This is a genomic window from Thiothrix sp. (assembly GCF_028714775.1).
In the GTDB taxonomy this organism is placed as follows: Bacteria; Pseudomonadota; Gammaproteobacteria; order Thiotrichales; family Thiotrichaceae; genus Thiothrix.
In genome coordinates this window covers 174,272-191,738 of sequence record NZ_JAQTLS010000007.1, presented here as the reverse complement: position 1 = coordinate 191,738, position 17,467 = coordinate 174,272, and the positions used below count along the sequence as shown (strand labels likewise).

The 17,467-nt window shown below is 52.7% G+C and carries 15 protein-coding genes; 13 read left to right on the top strand and 2 right to left on the bottom strand.

The window, feature by feature from the left end:
- Nucleotides 1-11: 11 nt before the first annotated feature.
- Nucleotides 12-2,462, bottom strand: a complete 2,451-nt coding sequence (locus PHE17_RS08435; RefSeq protein ID WP_301015385.1) for a sugar-binding protein — start codon at nucleotides 2,460-2,462, stop codon at nucleotides 12-14.
- 327 nt (nucleotides 2,463-2,789) lie between these two features.
- On the opposite strand from PHE17_RS08435, the gene murA reads away from it, so the two are divergent.
- The 4 genes from murA to hisD all read left to right on the top strand — a co-directional run bounded on the left by murA (nucleotide 2,790) and on the right by hisD (nucleotide 7,196).
- Nucleotides 2,790-4,049: a UDP-N-acetylglucosamine 1-carboxyvinyltransferase gene (gene murA, locus PHE17_RS08430; RefSeq protein ID WP_301015384.1), complete on the top strand. Its 1,260-nt coding sequence runs from the start codon at nucleotides 2,790-2,792 to the stop codon at nucleotides 4,047-4,049.
- Between the two features lie 19 nt (nucleotides 4,050-4,068).
- Entirely contained in the window at nucleotides 4,069-4,713 is a 645-nt protein-coding gene (gene hisG / locus PHE17_RS08425; protein ID WP_301015383.1) for an ATP phosphoribosyltransferase, read from the top strand.
- Complete coding sequence (gene aroG, locus PHE17_RS08420; RefSeq protein ID WP_301015382.1) at nucleotides 4,710-5,768, top strand: 3-deoxy-7-phosphoheptulonate synthase AroG; 1,059 nt, start codon at nucleotides 4,710-4,712, stop codon at nucleotides 5,766-5,768. Before hisG ends, aroG begins: the two co-directional genes overlap by 4 nt.
- A 126-nt stretch (nucleotides 5,769-5,894) precedes the next feature.
- Entirely contained in the window at nucleotides 5,895-7,196 is a 1,302-nt protein-coding gene (gene hisD / locus PHE17_RS08415; RefSeq protein ID WP_301015381.1) for a histidinol dehydrogenase, read from the top strand.
- Nucleotides 7,197-7,244: 48 nt separating this feature from the next.
- Here hisD and PHE17_RS08410 read toward each other — a convergent pair whose 3' ends face one another.
- Nucleotides 7,245-9,923, bottom strand: coding sequence for a COR domain-containing protein (locus PHE17_RS08410; RefSeq protein ID WP_301015380.1), 2,679 nt, complete (start codon nucleotides 9,921-9,923; stop codon nucleotides 7,245-7,247).
- Between the two features lie 210 nt (nucleotides 9,924-10,133).
- On the opposite strand from PHE17_RS08410, the gene PHE17_RS08405 reads away from it, so the two are divergent.
- The 9 genes from PHE17_RS08405 (at nucleotide 10,134) to ccoG (ending at nucleotide 17,460) form a co-directional block, all read left to right on the top strand.
- A complete protein-coding gene (locus PHE17_RS08405; protein WP_301015379.1) occupies nucleotides 10,134-10,445 on the top strand; it encodes a hypothetical protein in 312 nt (103 codons plus the stop codon).
- Between the two features lie 11 nt (nucleotides 10,446-10,456).
- Nucleotides 10,457-11,158 (top strand): pyroglutamyl-peptidase I, encoded by a 702-nt coding sequence (locus PHE17_RS08400; RefSeq protein ID WP_301015378.1) that lies wholly within the window; start codon nucleotides 10,457-10,459, stop codon nucleotides 11,156-11,158.
- 36 nt (nucleotides 11,159-11,194) lie between these two features.
- Nucleotides 11,195-11,947: an ATP-dependent Clp protease proteolytic subunit gene (locus PHE17_RS08395; protein WP_301015377.1), complete on the top strand. Its 753-nt coding sequence runs from the start codon at nucleotides 11,195-11,197 to the stop codon at nucleotides 11,945-11,947.
- Between the two features lie 39 nt (nucleotides 11,948-11,986).
- Entirely contained in the window at nucleotides 11,987-12,346 is a 360-nt protein-coding gene (locus PHE17_RS08390) for a diacylglycerol kinase (RefSeq protein WP_301015376.1), read from the top strand.
- A 154-nt stretch (nucleotides 12,347-12,500) separates the two neighbouring features.
- Nucleotides 12,501-13,946 carry a cytochrome-c oxidase, cbb3-type subunit I gene (gene ccoN / locus PHE17_RS08385; protein WP_301015375.1) on the top strand — a complete coding sequence of 482 codons (1,446 nt, stop codon included), beginning with the start codon at nucleotides 12,501-12,503 and terminating at the stop codon, nucleotides 13,944-13,946.
- A 16-nt stretch (nucleotides 13,947-13,962) separates the two neighbouring features.
- Nucleotides 13,963-14,721 carry a cytochrome-c oxidase, cbb3-type subunit II gene (gene ccoO, locus PHE17_RS08380; RefSeq protein WP_301015374.1) on the top strand — a complete coding sequence of 253 codons (759 nt, stop codon included), beginning with the start codon at nucleotides 13,963-13,965 and terminating at the stop codon, nucleotides 14,719-14,721.
- Nucleotides 14,722-14,759: 38 nt separating this feature from the next.
- On the top strand, nucleotides 14,760-14,984 hold the full coding sequence (locus PHE17_RS08375; RefSeq protein WP_301015373.1) for a cbb3-type cytochrome c oxidase subunit 3: 225 nt from the start codon (nucleotides 14,760-14,762) through the stop codon (nucleotides 14,982-14,984).
- A gap of 2 nt (nucleotides 14,985-14,986) precedes the next feature.
- A complete protein-coding gene (ccoP, locus tag PHE17_RS08370) occupies nucleotides 14,987-15,925 on the top strand; it encodes a cytochrome-c oxidase, cbb3-type subunit III (RefSeq protein WP_301015372.1) in 939 nt (312 codons plus the stop codon).
- A 128-nt stretch (nucleotides 15,926-16,053) separates the two neighbouring features.
- Nucleotides 16,054-17,460, top strand: a complete 1,407-nt coding sequence (gene ccoG, locus PHE17_RS08365) for a cytochrome c oxidase accessory protein CcoG (RefSeq protein ID WP_301015371.1) — start codon at nucleotides 16,054-16,056, stop codon at nucleotides 17,458-17,460.
- The last annotated feature ends 7 nt before the right edge of the window (nucleotides 17,461-17,467 follow it).

The following is a 17,467-nucleotide window of genomic DNA, read 5'->3' as shown; positions in this document are numbered from 1 at the left end:
CTTGCTGGCGCTTATTCCCCCAACACCACCTGCCCAAACAACGACGGATCACGCCACGATTCATCCGCCCGCGCCCGCCATGTCAGTTTGCCGTCACGCGCACCGCCGTTGTCGTCGTCATCCACATGCACGTCCAGCCCCATGCGCATACCGGGGCGTGGTTGGATGCGTAAGGCGTCCCACGGCAGGGTGATTTCGAGGATGTAGCCGCCGTTGGCGCGGGTGATGTTGTGGTTCATCGGGATGCTATTGGTCTGTGGGGAGTTTTTGCCCATAGCGACTTTGTTGCTGCCACCGTCAAAGATGAAGTGGAAGTCATTGCGCCCGTCGTATTGGCTGTTGTGCGAGCCGTCGGCATCCAAGTAGATTTCGATGGCGTCATCTTCCCACGGGACGTTGGAATCGGTGTTGCTGCTGTCATCTTCCACGCCGACGCGCAGGTAAAGGTTGCGCTGATCCCAGCTTGCTTGCCAGTGGGCGGCGAGGTCTTTGGGGCCGTTGACTTGCCCATTGACGACCGTGCGTAACTGGTAAGTGGATGCGCCTTGCCAGATATTGCGGGCATCACGCGCTTGGCGGACGATGGCGCTGTTGCCCATTACGTACTGCTCGTTGGGCGAGCCGTGCATGGAAACCAGAATGCGTTGGTAAGATTGGAATTCGTCAGCCGGAGCCATATTGCCCATCGGGAACGGTGGTGGTGCGCCGTCCACTGGCTCGTGTTGCGGTGCGGTGGCGTCCAGCGGTTCGGACTGGGTTTTCATCGCTTCCAACGTGATCGCGGGTTTGGTGTGGCGCACCAAAGTATTGCCAGAACAGCCACTCCACCAGCATTGGTTAGCACGGGAAAAACCTAGGATCGCCTGATGTTTGGGCGCTTGCCCGTCCGGTTGGGTAATGTACTCTTTCGCGCCGAAGCTGCCGTATTTTTGGTAGATGCGCGGGGTGGTGTAATGCACGAACAGTTTTCCACCTGCGCGTTTCCAGCCCTCCAGCAATTGCCGGTAAATCACGCCCATTTGTGGGCTGCGGTTGGCGGCGTAGAACAAGTTGTTGGGCGGTTGGTCGTTGGATTTGGTGTTCCAGTCGACCAAGTGTTGCCCGCCTTCGTAGGCAATCAGGTCAACGCCGAAGCCACGGGCGATTTCCGCCTGTTTCTGGATGGCAGTAATTTCGTTTGGCAGCGAATGCGCGTAACGGGCGTCGGTCATGATGCGGAACACGTCTGCCACGCTGCGGGCGCTGCGCAAGGCGTTGTAGTCGCCGTATACATACGGGGCAATTGCGTAAGCATCAGCCGAACGGAACGCACCGTCATGCGCGAGGATGGTTTTGCTCATCGCGGTGCTGCCCGTCAAGCCGGAAAGCACCCGTACCAGCCGTTCCTTGCCGCCAAAGGCTTGTTCCCAAATGCGGAACACTTCCACCGAACGTTTGGAATAGTATTTGTGTGCAGCTTGTTCCGGGTCGGGGTCAAGCCCCAGCCGCGTGCCTTGCTGCTTCATATAGGAATGTTGGTTGAAAATGCCATTCCACGCTTCGTTGGTGTATTCCACGTAGATTTTCAGGCTGGGGTCAACGTGGACGCGCACGTAATCGGCAAAGCGTCGGATGAAATCGTCGCTGGCAGCGTGGGGCAGGGAAAACCACGGGTCGGCGTGCAAGCGGTTGGCGAGTTCCACCATCACTTCCATCGGTGCGCCGCGTATGCCTTCCGCACCGCCCCACGTGGATTGGTCGATACTGGCGCGGTCTTCCCACGCATACACGGGGTTGCGGGTAATGCCGCTCATGTTCATGAAACGGATCACGCGGAAATCACGCATGTATTTCAGGTAGTCCGGGTTGAAAATGATCTTGCTGGAGTGCTGCTCGAAGGACAGGTAATCGCCTTGGCATTGCCCCGCACCGGCAACGCGCTGGAAGGGGTTGGCGGCGCAAATCCCACCCTGCGGCAAAATACGGATATTGCGCAAATGGTTCGCGGGATTGGTGGCTTTGATGTAGAGCGTGGCGCTGAGTTCGTTGTCCTTACCCGGCTCAATCAGGATCACGTCGCGCCCGTTGGCATGTTCCACCAAGGAGGCGTCATTGCCGTATTCCAGTTTGCCTTCGCCGTCATACAACACGCTGTAGAAGCCGCGCGGGATGGTTCCGGCAGGTAATTTGTTGAGGATGCGCGTACCCGCTTGCCCGCCGGGGGAAATCGACCTCGGCCAGCCATAACCGTCGTATTGCACATCGCCTTTGGTTAAGGGGCGTGCTTCGCGGAAGGGCAGCGACATTTTCATCAGGTCAATGAAGGGTGCGCTGGAATCGTCTTCCATGATTTCGTTAGTATTCGTCCCCATTGCCGAAAAGCTGTTGTAAAACGCATTCGCGCCGTGCGTTGCTGTCAAGCCCATGAGCAGCAAGAAGGACGCAATAACGCGACTCCCTCGTAAGTGGCGTAGCATTGCCATTTTGTGTAGCCCCCAGTTTGTCTTTCGCCCAGCCGTTGTGTACTAGCCCTAGCAACAACGGCGTGTTCCCCAATAATGTTCACGTTTAGAAATGGTGGCGGTTGTTTTAGTTCCCCATCATTTTATTTGATTACGTGACTCTGGCTATTGTTTCATGGGTTTGCTGACAAGCGACTGAACCGGGTCTTAATGGCGGCTGTCCGAACGGGGATTTTCAGGATGATCCCAAGCACGACACGAAAGTTTGCACGATGCGGTGAATCCACCAACAATTTTCGCTATCATCCCACCTTTTGCTGACAAGCGACTGACCCGGATATTAATACAATGCAAAAGCTGATTATCGAAGGTGGGGTGGCACTGGACGGGGATGTGGAAATCTCCGGTGCTAAGAATGCCGTCCTGCCGCTGCTGGCTGCCACTTTACTGGCAGAAACTCCCATGACTATCCGCAATGTGCCGCGCCTCAAAGACGTATCGACGTTGGCGGCGGTGATTGCAGGCATGGGTGTGACGGTCGAAGTAGACGAACAAAATAACGTCCATACCGATACTTCCACCATCCAGCATTTCTGTGCGCCGTATGATTTGGTGCGCACCATGCGGGCTTCGATCCTCGTGTTGGGGCCGATGGTCGCACGTTACGGTGAAGCGGAAGTTTCCCTGCCCGGTGGTTGTGCCATCGGTACACGTCCGGTCAATATCCACCTTTCCGGTTTGGAAGCGATGGGCGCAACCATCGTGGTCGAAGAAGGTTACATCCGAGCTAAAGCCAGCCGTTTGAAAGGCGCGAAAATCGTCATGGACATCGTGACCGTCACTGGCACAGAAAACCTGCTGATGGCAGCGGTATTGGCGGAAGGCACAACCGTATTGGAAAATGCAGCGCGTGAACCGGAAGTGGTTGACCTTGCCAACTGCCTGATTGCGATGGGTGCAAAAATCCAAGGCGCGGGCACTGACCGGATCACGGTTGAAGGCGTTGAAAGCCTCCAAGGTATCGACTACAGCGTGTTGCCTGACCGGATTGAAACTGGCACGTTCTTGGCGGCGGCTGCCATCACTGGCGGTCGGGTGAGGACATTAAAAGCAGCACCTGATACACTCGATGCTGTACTGCACAAATTTACCGAAGCAGGTGCATTGGTTACAACCGGGGCTGACTGGATTGAAGTGGATATGCGCGGGCGTACCCTGAAAGCAGTGGACATCCGCACTGACCCGTACCCTGCGTTTCCGACCGATATGCAAGCGCAATTCATGGCGATGAATGCAGTCTCCAAAGGCATTGGTGTGATCGTTGAAACCATTTTCGAGAACCGCATGATGCACGTCGCGGAACTGATGCGTTTGGGCGCAAACATCCGCTTGGAAGGTAACACCGCAATTGTTGCCGGGATGCCGGGGCTGCAAGGTGCGCAAGTAATGGCAACGGACTTACGCGCTTCCGCCTCACTGGTGCTGGCAGGTTTGGCAGCATCGGGCAAAACCACGGTTGACCGGATTTACCACACTGACCGTGGCTACGAACGGATTGAAGAGAAACTGTCCCGCTTGGGTGCGCGTATCCAACGGGTGAATGGCTGAAAAATGAATGGATAAGGCCGTGAAAAATACACTGACGATTGCGCTCTCCAAAGGGCGCATATTCAAAGATACCGTGCCGCTGCTGAAAGCCGCCGGTATCGAGCCGCTGGATGACCCGGAAACCAGCCGTAAACTGATCCTCGACACCAACCGCGAAGACGTGAAGCTGGTGATTATCCGCGCTACTGACGTGCCGACGTATGTGCAATACGGCGCGGCGGATTTGGGCGTGGCTGGCAAAGATGTGCTGATGGAACACGGCGGACAAGACCTGTACGAGCTAGTCGACCTGAAAATTGCCCGTTGCAAGCTGATGGTGGCGGGTTTTCCTGACCGTCCGTTACCCGAAACCGGCTTGAAAGTCGCTACCAAGTTTGTCAATTGCACCCGCAATTACTTTGCCCAGCAAGGCCGCCAAGTGGATGTGATTAAACTTTATGGCTCGATGGAACTTGCCCCGCTGGTCGGTTTGGCAGATTGCATCGTGGACGTGGTGGACACCGGCAACACCTTGCGTGCCAACGGGCTTGCCCCGCTGGAACACATGGCGGACATCACTTCCCGCCTCGTGGTTAACAAAGCCTCGCTAAAATTGAAACACGCACCTATCCGTGAACTGATTGCCCACATCCAACGGGCCGTTGAACAAAAGGATGCCTCATGAAATACCAGACCGACGACCTGCGTATCATCGGTATGCACGAGCTGACTCCACCCGTGGAGTTACACCGCGAGTACCCGTTAACCGAAACTGCGACCGAAACGGTTTATACCGCACGCCAAGAAGCCCACAACATCCTGCACGGCGAAGATGACCGCCTGTTGGTTGTGACCGGGCCTTGCTCGATCCATGATGTGGATGCGGCGCTGGAATACGCGGCGCGTTTGCAACACCTGCGTAACAGCCTCAAAGACCAGTTGCACATCATTATGCGCGTGTATTTCGAGAAGCCGCGCACCACGGTCGGTTGGAAGGGGCTGATCAATGACCCGGACATGGACAACAGTTTCCATATCAACAAGGGTCTGCGCATGGCGCGTAAATTGTTGCTGGATTTGAACAGCATCGGGATGCCTGCCGCGACCGAATACCTCGACCTGATCAGCCCGCAATACGTGGCTGACCTGATCAGTTGGGCAGCGATTGGCGCACGTACCACCGAAAGCCAAGGCCACCGTGAACTGGCTTCCGGGGTTTCCTGCCCGATTGGTTTCAAGAACGGCACGTATGGCAACCTCAATATCGCGATTGATGCGATTGGCGCGTCGACCCGTTCGCACCATTTCCTGTCTGTCACCAAGGAAGGGCGTACTGCGATTTTTGCCACCAAGGGCAACAATGACTGCCACGTCATTTTGCGCGGCGGGCGTGAGCCGAACTATGACGAAGCCAGTGTCGCGGCGGCAGTGGAAGCCTTGCAGAAAGCCAAGTTGCCACCGTACCTGATGGTTGATTTCAGTCATGCCAATAGCCATAAAGATTACCGTCGCCAGCCGGACGTTGCTGCCAATGTTGCGGCACAAATCGCGGGCGGCAGCAAGGCCATTACCGGCGTGATGATCGAAAGCAATCTGGTCGAAGGCAACCAAAAAGCAGACGGCAAAAAGCGCGAAGAACTGGTTTACGGACAAAGCATCACTGATGCCTGCATCAACTGGGATACCACCGAAAGCGTGTTGCACCAGTTGGCGGAAGCAGTGGAAAAACGTCGAGGGTAAACCCCTCACCCCCTAGCCCCCTCTCCCTCAAGGGGCGAGGGGGAACAAGAGAAATTTTCCCTATCTTAGCCCCTCTCCCCCTGAGGGAGAGGGGTTGGGGTGAGGGGTAACAGGAGTATCCCTTTTATGCTCAACATTACCGAATTGAACACCACCGCCAGCGATTTCTGGACGAAACTGGACGCGATGCTGGCGTGGGATAGCGTTTCCGATGACGCGGTATTCAATACCGTCAATGGTATTCTGAAAGACGTGCGTAAACGTGGCGATGACGCAGTGGTGGAATACACCAACCGTTTCGACCGCATGAACGTGGGCAGTATGGCGGAACTCGAAATCCCGCTGGTACGTCTGCAACAGGCGCTGGAAAATATCACGCCGGAACAGCGCAGTGCCTTGGAACAGGCCGCAGCCCGCATCAAAGCGTATGCTGAACGCCAGAAAATGGATTCGTGGAGCTACACCGAAGCTGACGGCACATTGCTGGGGCAACAAGTCACGGCACTTGACCGCGTGGGCTTGTATGTTCCCGGCGGCAAGGCGGCTTACCCTTCATCCGTGCTGATGAATGCCGTGCCTGCGAAAGTCGCGGGCGTGCCAGAGCTGATCATGGTTGTGCCAACCCCGGCAGGCGAAGTGAATGAACTGGTGCTGGCAGCAGCGGCGATTTCCAACGTTGACCGCGTGTTTGCCATCGGTGGCGCACAAGCAGTTGCGGCACTGGCTTACGGCACACAAACCGTACCGCAAGTGGATAAGGTAGTTGGCCCCGGCAATATCTACGTCGCTACCGCAAAGCGCATGGTGTATGGCGCGGTCGGCATCGACATGATCGCAGGCCCTTCCGAAATCCTCGTGGTGTGTGACGGTAAAACCAACCCGGATTGGATTGCGATGGATTTGTTCTCGCAAGCCGAACACGACGAAGATGCGCAATCCATTCTGGTGTGCCCGGATGCGGAGTTCGTGGCACAAGTCAAAGCCAGCATCGACCGGCTGGTGGAGGAAATGCCGCGCAAGGAAATCATCCGCAAGTCACTGGAAGGCCGTGGGGCGCTGATCGTGGCGCAAGACATGGATGAGGCGGTGAAAGTCGCCAACTACATCGCGCCGGAACACTTGGAGCTTTCCGTGGAAAATCCGCGCGAACTCGCCAAGCAAATCCGTCATGCGGGCGCGATTTTCATGGGGCGTTACACGGCGGAAGCCTTGGGCGATTACTGCGCGGGGCCAAACCACGTGCTGCCGACTTCACGCACGGCGCGTTTCTCCAGCCCGTTGGGGGTTTATGACTTCCAGAAACGTTCATCGCTGATTGATTGCTCGGCGGAAGGCGCTTCGGAGCTGGGCAAGATTGCCTCGATCCTTGCGCACGGCGAAGGGCTGACGGCTCATGCGCGGTCTGCGGAATATCGGATTAAAGACTGATGTGGTTGTGTGCAGGGTGGCGGCATCCTGCACACTTTCCCCAACTTCCTATTTCAGAACGCCTTGTTCTTCCAGCAATCTCTTTTTACGTTGTTGGGTCTTTTCAATGACGGGTTCCAAACCCTTTGCTACCTCTGTCCAAGCTTCATCCGCGTTCGGTGACGATGTGATCCAATTGTCAGGCCGACCTTGAATGTCGGCTAATGGCAGGCTCGCCAAATTACAGGAACGTAACCGGATAGGAATAATAGTCTTTTCTCCACGCTGGTGGGCTTCGAGTGCAGTTAGGAATTCTTGCTTGTAGCAGAAATTTGAGTTGGTAAAATCATGACTGACCAAGCACAGTACAATGTCTGCCTCTTCCAGTTGTTGCATAATTTCTTTTTCCCATGCTTCGCCTGCATCAATATCACGGTCATGCCAAAGTTTCAGGCTATTTAGTCGCACCAATGGGGACAGGGCTGCTTGCAGCTCACGCATGTGTTCGTAGTCTTTGCGGGAGTAGGAGATGAATGCCTTGACCGGCAGTTGTGCCACTTCATCGCGCATCGACGGCTCTTCCACGCCGTCCAGCATGTCGGCAACCCGTATGCGTTTGCGAATTTGTGGCACGAAAAACTCAGTTTCGCCCGCTTTTTCCATTTCGACCAACCATTGGTAATCCCAGAATTCTTTAGTTCCCAGAATCTGTGCCATTTCCTCAAACGGCAAATCAGTAAATCCTTCGATAATTTCCTTCAGTGTTTCCCGGATGAAGCTCAATAAACGGCGAGGCTCTTCACCACAAGCATCAATCGTAATTTTCTGGTCTTCCCGGTCTGCACGGATGCGGGCTTCTGCTTTGAATACAGATGGTTTGGAAAGCACCATGCCGGAACGCCAGCGTAAATCATCTTTGATAAAACCGTGCAGTTTCACCATCAGGCGCGGGAAAATGCTGTCAGGCAAAAATTCAGGGAAACGCACGACGAAATGCAGGACTGCGCCATTCAAGTTGAACTCTGGTTCTGCGACGGGCAGCAACTGCGGAATGACGTATTGGCAATTATCCAGTGGGAAACACAACTCGAACTCCTGCATGACCCGCACGATGTATTGCAGTTTGTTGCGCGGGTAACAGAAAACTTTGTCCGTGGTATTGCCGTTCACATAGCGCGGATCATTGATAACGGCATCAAAGTCATTCTCATGCAGCAAACCTTTATTATCGGCAATTTTCTGTGAGTTGATGATGCGGTAAACACCATTGGTCAGCCATAGCGGGTTGAGAATTTGAGTGTCAAAATTTTTCAGGTTACGGAAATTGATGATGACGCCGAGATCGTGCAGGAATTGCAGCAGCACGTTTTGGCTGAAAGGTTTATCTACACCATTTTGGATGCAAACATCTCGGTATTCTGCCGACTCGATGTAGTCTTTATCCATGTCTGCGAAATGATTTTTGACCGCCAGCCATGCCGTTGGGAAAGGCGTGCGGCGGGTATCAGACTGGCGAATCTGTTCCTGTAAGGCTTGCTCAAACTCCCCAATGCCTACATCGGTTTGGCAAGAAAGGCGGTAATAGCCTTTGATCTGCGGATATTTTTCGCTGAGTACCTTGCGGTTGACCTCAAAGGACGGGTTTTCGTCGATCTTGTTCAACACCACCAAGACAGGCGACTTGCCACCGAAGCTGTTGGCGTGTTTGAGCCAATATTCGGCCTTATCATCGGTACGGCTGTTCAATACCAACACGTAGATGCAGCGCTGCGATAAGAAAAACTGGTGGGTGGCGTGCATCACTTCCTGCCCACCGAAATCCCACAAATGGGCATCAACCGTCTCGCCATCAATGTCGAATGGGGTCTTACGGATACGGATGCCGTGCGTCTGATTTTCTTTTGGGTTAAAGTCCTCTTTACGCAAACGTCGGATCAGCGAGGTTTTCCCCGATGCACCTTCGCCGAGGAAGATGACTTTTAGCTCATTCAGATTTCTACTATCAACATCCAACTGTTCAAAATATTCGAGAATTGCCTCCTTTCCTTTTTCTGCAAACTCCATCGGTGGAGAAACCAGTGGGCACTCATCAAAAAGGATGTAACCAGCTTCCAGTATATGTTTTACAGGTCTGAGGTCAGTTACTTGTGTTGAATTGCAGACAAGCAGTTTCAGGTTCAGAAGGTTAGCCAGCGGAGCGAGGTCAGTTATTTGTGTTGAGCCGCAGCCAAGCTGTTGCAGGTTCAGAAGGTTAACTAGCGGGGCGAGGTCAGCGATTTGTGTAGAGGAACAGTTAATCAGTTGGATGTTCAGAAGGTTAGCCAGCGGAGCGAGGTCAGCGACTTGTGTTGAAGAGCAGTTTAACGTTTTCAGGTTCAGAAGGTTAGCCAGCGGAGCGAGGTCAGCGACTTGTGTTGAATGGCAGCGTAATTCTTTCAGGTTCAGAAGGTTAGCCAGCGGAGCGAGGTCAGCGACTTGTGTTGAAGAGCAGTCAAGCAGTTGCAGGTTCAGAAGGCTAGCCAGCGGAGTGATGTCAGAAATGAGGTTGAATTTACCTTTGTTTGGGTTTTCTACCCATTTGCCATCTTCTGTTTTTATGTGGCTGGAGTTTTCGATTATTAATATTTTCAGCCATGACAATTCAGCAACAGCTTCCGGTATTTCGGTTAGTCCACATCGACTGATATTAAGTGTTCCAGTCCGTTCTTGTTTTTCTTTTTCGATGAGTTGCAGGGCTAGCTCTGACATGCGGTTTTCCCGTTGGGTGTGGGTGGTGGATGCTCAGGACGATGGTATGAATTTGGGCAGAGGGATGCAATGGAAATTGTTGGGTGCTCGCTTGGGTATCCAGCGGCGGGCTATCTTCTTCCCTATAGATGCGTTATAAACAAGGCTTCACGCTCCCGTCACGGGGAGATAAAACAGTCAAATTATTGCTCATTCGCCAAAGGAACAATCATGAAAAATCGTAGTGTGTTGGGGTTGTTGTTTTTCTTTTCCCTTAATGCTGCCGCGTTTGCCGGGGAAACACACACATGGTACGCAGGGACAACCTACACCGGCAGTGTGGAAACGAGCGGTTTGGTTTGGGAATGCAGTGGCGGAACTTGTGTCCTGACAGGGCCTTACGGCAAAGGCTTAAACATGGCAGTTTGCCAAGAGCTGTCTGCGCAAGTCGGCGGGCTTGATTATTATTATAATGACGCAGGCATGACGTGGAGCGAAAAAGAAAACAAAGCCTTGCTCGACCAATGCAATAGCGTTAACTAGCCGCGTCGGTCATGATCATTTTGAATGTGAGCCGCCGTTTCTTTGCGGTGGCGGTGTGGCTGTTCATGAGCTTTATCACGCCGCTACAGGCAGGGCAGCGTATGGTACTGGTGACAGGATTCGAGCCTTTTGGTGGCGATGTCACCAACAGCTCGTGGGAGGCCGTGCAAGCCTTGGATGGCAAGCATTTTGGCGATGCCACCGTGGTCGTTGCCCAACTGCCAGTGGTGTGGGGCAAGGCTGAAGCGAAATTGCACACGCTCATCCAAACCTACAAACCGCAACTGGTGATCAGCTTCGGTCAAGCAGGCCGTGAACCCGTGCGCTTGGAAACGACTGCCCACAATGTGCGCGGTAAAATAGCTGACAATGCCGGTGCAGTACCGGAAAGTGCGGTGATGGATGTGCGTGGCCCTGCGACGTTGGATTCAAGCTTGCCATTGAGCGGGATAGCAGAACAGTTACGTAAAGCGGGCATTCCCGTCGAATCTTCCGATGATGCCGGAACTTTCCTCTGCAATGCGGTGTTCTATACCTTGATGCGCAGCCCTGATGGGAAGGACATCCCGCGAGGTTTCATTCACCTGCCGCCACTCAATGCCGAGGTGGCATCCGCATCAGGAGGGGCTATTTTGTTCGACAAGGCAATGCTGGAAAAGACAGCAGCCACCATCGTTGAAAATAGCGTCTCCATGATAAAAAATCTGCGCTAAGGTTAGATAACAAAACAGGACTACCGAGAGAGAGACATGAGCCAAGCTGGAAAAAATGATGGGGTCACGCTCAATAATGACTACCACACCCTTTTTGTCACGACCTTAGACGAAGAAACCAAGGTCATCAAACCCAAGCGCAGACAGTTCCGCTTGTACATCGACAGTTTTTCCGAAAACAAAAACGGGCTGCACAAAATTTACCATGAGCTTTCCAAAGCGGATGCCGATGATGAGATTTGCTTGGAAATTTCCTCCAATGGCGGCTTGGTGGATGAATTGTTGACGCTCTACAACATCGTGACCAACCGTTTCAAAGGGCGCAGCACCTCCATCCTGAACAATCACGGCTACTCCGCTGGCGCGATGGCGTTCTGCATGTGCAGCGAACGGATTGCGTATGAATATTCCGAGCTGATGTTCCATGACTATTCCTCCGTTTTCTATGGCAAGGGCGGTGAAATTGAAACGCGGGCTGTGCATTACTCCAAGCATTTGCGCGAATTTTTCGAGTCGATCCTCGTCGTGCAGAAATTTTTGAGCCAAGATGAATTCGCTAGGATGCTGATCGGGCAAGATTTCTGGTTCGGGACGCTGGAAATGTGCAAACGCGGCATCTGCACCCACGTCATTAAAGAGGGCGAAAAGATGACGGCGGAAGCCTATCTGGCCTTCAAACGCGGGGATGTGGTCGTTCCTGCGCCAGAAGCAGCAGCGGAAACAGAAGCGGCGGAAACGACGGAAGAGCCGCTGGCTGACGTTGCCCCGCCGCCCGCAGATGTGGCATAAAGCACAACATTAAGTAAATAGGGTTGAAGGCGGACATACATGGCATACAGCGGTAACACCGGGCTGACGCGGATCATCAAGGCGGGGCAATATTCATGGCAGGGCTTCCGGGCTGCTTACAAGCACGAGGAAGCCTTCCGCCAAGAGGTTTGGGTGCTGTTAATCGCAGTGCCGCTGGCCTTGTGGTTGGGTGAAAATGGTATTGAAAAGGCACTGATGATCGGCAGTCTATTAGTGTTGTTAATCGTGGAGCTGTTGAACTCGGCGGTGGAGGCGGTGGTAGACCGCACCGGGATGGAGCCGCATAAGTTGTCTGGCAGGGCGAAAGACATGGGTTCGGCGGCCGTCACGGTTGCCATCTTGAACGTTGTTTTGGTCTGGTTCTTCATGCTTTTTTGATGTATATCATTGTGGCAATCCGGTTTTAGGGAAATGGCGTTGCAGTGCGGTTTCGCAGCAATATTAACATTTTCTTAACTTGCATTTTCCTGTATGCTTGCCGGGCTATAAAACTATCTCCATTTTTTCAATCTTGTTAACCAGAGGGCATACGATGGCTCATAGTGCTGCACTCTCTTCAGAGCAATACAACTATGATATCGTGAAGAAATTCGCGATAACTTCAATCTTCTGGGGTATCCTCGGCATGATCGCCGGGGTCTATATCGCGTCAGAATTGGCTTGGCCATTCCTGAACCTTGATATTGCCCAGATTACGTTCGGACGTTTGCGTCCGTTGCACACCAGCGGTGTTATTTTCGGTTTCGGCGGTAACGCACTGTTTGCAACCTCCTACTACATTGTGCAACGTACTTGCCAGACCCGTTTGGCTGGTGGCACTTTCTGGCCGACGTTTACCTTCTGGGGTTGGAACCTGTCTGTCTTGATCGCGGGCCTGCTGTACCTGTTCGGCTACACGCAAGGGCGTGAGTACGCAGAGCCAGTATGGTTCGTCGACATCGCAATTACGGTTGTTTGGGTTGTTTACTTCCTGATTTACACCGTCACCTTGGTCAAGCGTAACCAGCCGCACATCTATGTTGCTAACTGGTTCTTCATGTCGTTCATCTTGGCGACTGCGTTGCTGCACATCTTTAACAACTTGGCAGTGCCGGTTAGCCTGACTTCTGCGACTTCTTACAGCCTGTTCTCAGGTGCGCAAGATGCGATGACGCAGTGGTGGTACGGTCACAACGCGGTAGGTTTCTTCCTGACAGCAGCGTTCTTGGGGATGATGTACTACTTCGTTCCTAAGCAAGCAGGCCGTCCGGTTTACTCTTACCGTTTGTCTATCATCCACTTCTGGGCGCTGAGCTTCATGTACATGTGGGTAGGTACTCACCACCTGCACTGGACTGCGATCCCTGACTGGACTTCCACACTGGCTGCGACCTTCTCTATCCTGCTGTTGATGCCATCTTGGGGTGGTATGATCAACGGTATCATGACGCTTTCCGGCGCATGGGATAAGCTGCGTACTGACCCAATCATGATGTTCATGATCACTGCGCTGTCTTTCTACGGTATGTCTACCTTTGAAGGCCCGATGATGTCCCTGAAGAGCGTCAACGCCCTGTCACACTACACTGACTGGACTGTTGGTCACGTTCACTCCGGCGCACTGGGCTGGGTTGCTATGATTTCCATCGCTTCCTTCTATCACATGATCCCACGCCTGTGGAACACCACGCTGTATAGTCTGCAACTGGTTTACACTCACTTCTTCTTGGCAACTATCGGTACTGTGCTGTACATCACTGCACTGTGGGTATCTGGTATCGGTCAAGGTTTGATGCTGCGTGCCTTCGACGAGTACGGCAACTTGGCGTACACCTTCGTTGAAACCGTTGCCTTCATGCATGGCCCATTGGTTGCGCGTGTTGTTGCTGGCTTGTTCTTCTTGTCCGGTATGCTGGTAATGGCCTACAACATTTACATGACTATCGCGCGTGCGAAGCAGGAAGAAGGTGTTTCTGCTGTTGCTGCTGCCAAAGCATAAGTAGGGAGAGTGACACATGTTTAAACACGAAAGTATTGAAACCAACTCCGCGATGTTGATCGTTTTGACGATGGTCGCGATCAGTATCGGTGGTTTGGTTGAAATCGTCCCGTTGCATTACCTCAATGGAACGGTGGAAGACGTGAAAGACCCGGCAACAGGTCTGGATGTTATCCATCCCTATTCACCGTTGGAACAGCGCGGTCGTGACATTTACATCCGTGAAGGCTGCTATACCTGCCATTCACAGATGATCCGTCCGTTCCGTGATGAAGACCTGCGTTATGGTCACTATTCACTGGCGGCTGAATCCAAGTACGACCACCCATTCCAATGGGGTTCCAAGCGTACTGGGCCTGACCTCGCACGTGTTGGCGGCAAGTATTCCAACGAATGGCAAGTGGCGCATTTGACCGCACCGCGTTCCGTTGTACCGGAATCCATCATGCCAAACTATCCGTGGTTGAAAGAAACCAAGCTGGATTACTCTGATGTCCAAGACCGTATGATTGCCTTGAAGCGTGTGGGTGTCCCTTACTCACAGACCAAGGTTGAGTACGATGCCAACGTCAAAAGGTTTGGTGAAGAAACCGCGAAGACGCTCGACATCAACACTGCGGAAAACACACTGTTGGCTCAAGCACAGGCTGGTAACTATGACGGCAATGCATCTGGCGTAAGCGAGATGGATGCGCTGGTTGCTTACCTGCAAGTGCTGGGCACGATGGTTGATTTCAGCAAGTTCGATGAAGACCACTTCATCCAGTTCCGTTAATTTTTGGATGAAGTTTTGCAGCCGAGGAGATTAAGTAGGTGTTGACAGATTTCTGGACATGGATCATGGATCTGGGTAACAGTAAAACTGTTGCATTGCTGATCTTCTTTACGACCTTCATCGGTATCGTGCTTTACGTCTATTCCAGCCGCAAACGTAGCGAGAGGCTTGAGTCCTACCGCTACATGCCGCTGATGGACGAAGACGATGCCGACCGTAAGGTCAAGGCCGCAGAAGCTTCCCAGGCTAAAGGTGAAAAATAGTTATGGCTAATCCTGTAAAAGACCCCTTAACTGGCGCGGAAACCACCGGCCACGTATGGGATGAAACGCTGCAAGAGTTTAACAACCCGTTGCCGCGCTGGTGGTTGTGGACATTCTACGGCACGATCATCTTCGCAATCGTTTATTGGGTAATGTATCCTTCTTGGCCTGTCGGGAATACTTTCCTGAAAGGTGTTGGTAACAACATTACCTATAAGACCGATGCGGGCGAAGAGAAATCTACCCACTGGAACATGCGTGCGCTGCTGGCTCACGACATGCAAAATGGTGCAGAGGCGGTTAAGCAGAAAGAATACTTGGGTAAGGTTGGCGCTGCTTCTTATGAGCAAATCGCACAAGACCCTGATATGTCTGCTTTTGTCCGTTCTTACGGCGTTGGTATGTTCGGTGACAACTGTGCAGCTTGCCATCAGTCCGGTGCGCAAGGCGTGGTTGGTCAGTACCCGAACTTGGTCGATGATGACTGGTTGTGGGGTGGTGATACCAAGACGATTGAAACCACTATCCGTAACGGTCGTTTAGGCTACATGCCTGGTTTCAGCAACGTGCTGGACGATGCACAGGTAACGCAAGTTGCCAACTACGTGCTGAGCTTGGCGGGTGAACCTGCGGATAAAGCCGCAGCGGCTGAAGGCCAAAAAATCTTTGAAGGTGAAGGCGCTGGTTGCTACTACTGCCACACCAAAGAAGGTAAAGGTATGCACGCCCAAGGTTCTGCTAACCTGACTGACAAGGTATGGACTATCGCCAACGTGGCTGGGGCTGAAACGCCTGAAGCTAAATTGGCAGCAGTGAAAGCTGTTGTCCAGAAAGGTGTACAACGTCAGATGCCTGCTTGGGCTGCACGTTTGGATGATACCGAAGTTAAGGTTTTGGTTGCTTACCTGAAGCAAATGTCTGCTGGCGCAACTGCCCAATAAGTAGTTAGCAAGCACAGCAAAAGGCCGGACATGTTCCGGCCTTTTTGCGTTATTTTGAGCATACGCAAGGCAATAGGGCATAACTAACGTATGATGCGCATTCCCAGTAGAACGATTGGATATAGCAAATGATGAACATTGACGAAGTTGTTGAACCTAAAAGCAGCCTACAGCCGCGTTCGGTTGAGGGGCGTTTCCGTAACCTCAAAACGGGCATTCTGGTACTTGCCTATTCAGTGTTTTTCCTGCTGCCGTGGCTGCGTTGGGAAAGGGTTGTAGGGCCTGACCAAGCAATCCTGTTTGATATTCCGGGGCGGCGTTATTACATCTTTAACATTGTAATGCACGCACAGGACATTTTCTGGCTGACAGCCTTGCTGTTCTTGGCAGCAGTTTTACTGTTCTTTGTCACGACCTTGTTGGGACGGGTGTTCTGCGGCTATTTCTGCTTCCAAACCTTGTGGACAGATGCTTTCCGCTTGCTTGAAAAATTTGTTCAAGGCGACCGGGTGGCGCGTCTGCGTTTGGATAAACAAGCGTGGAATGCCGAGAAAATTCTTAAGAAAGGTTCAACACACCTGCTGTGGTTGGCGTTGGCACTGTGGACAGGTATCAGTTTCTCCCTCTACTGGGGCGATGCGTTTGAACTGACCAAACAGTTTTTCACTGGCAATGCGCCGACTGCCATGTACGGTGCATCCTTCATTTTGATGATGACCACCTACCTGACCGCAGGTTGGGCGAAAGAATACGTGTGCTTGCACATGTGCCCTTACTCACGCTTCCAAAGCGTCATGTTTGACGAAGATACCGTCATCATTTCTTATGACAAAAATCGTGGTGAAGGCACGGCTGGGCGTACCAAACCGATCAAAGACATGCGTGACCAAGCAGCCCGCCAGCAAGCAGGGCATGGCGATTGCATTGATTGCGGCCTGTGTGTGCAAGTTTGCCCGACAGGTGTCGACATCCGTAAAGGGTTGCAAATTGGTTGCATCCATTGCGCCCTGTGCATTGACGCTTGCGATGGCATTATGGACAAGCAAGGCTGGGAACGTGGCCTTATCCGCTATACCTCTGATCATGGGCTGCAAGGTAAGAAAACCAAAGTGCTGAAATTGCGTACCGTGGGCTATGGTGTTGCTACCTTGTTGGCCAGTATGTATCTGGTCTGGAGTATCGGTAGCAGCAAGTTGCTGGAAGTGAATGCTATCCAAATCCGCAGCCCGCTGTTTGTACAGATGTCTGATGGGCGTATCCAAAACAGCTACGAAGTTAAGATCAATAACAAGACCATGGAAGCTGCCCGTTACAAGCTGGAGCTGGAAAATCTGCCAAGTGCTGAAATGGATTTGGGGCAGTTCAGTGACATCAGTTTGAAGCCGGATTCGAGCATACGCATTCTCGCAAAAGTCCGTTATACTGTGCAGCCCGGTGACACGCAGAAAAACCGTGAATTCCAGTTCAAGTTAACGCCACTGGAGGGCAAGGTCAAAGAAGCGGTCATCATCCCTTCGCACTTTATTTTACCGTGATGGATGA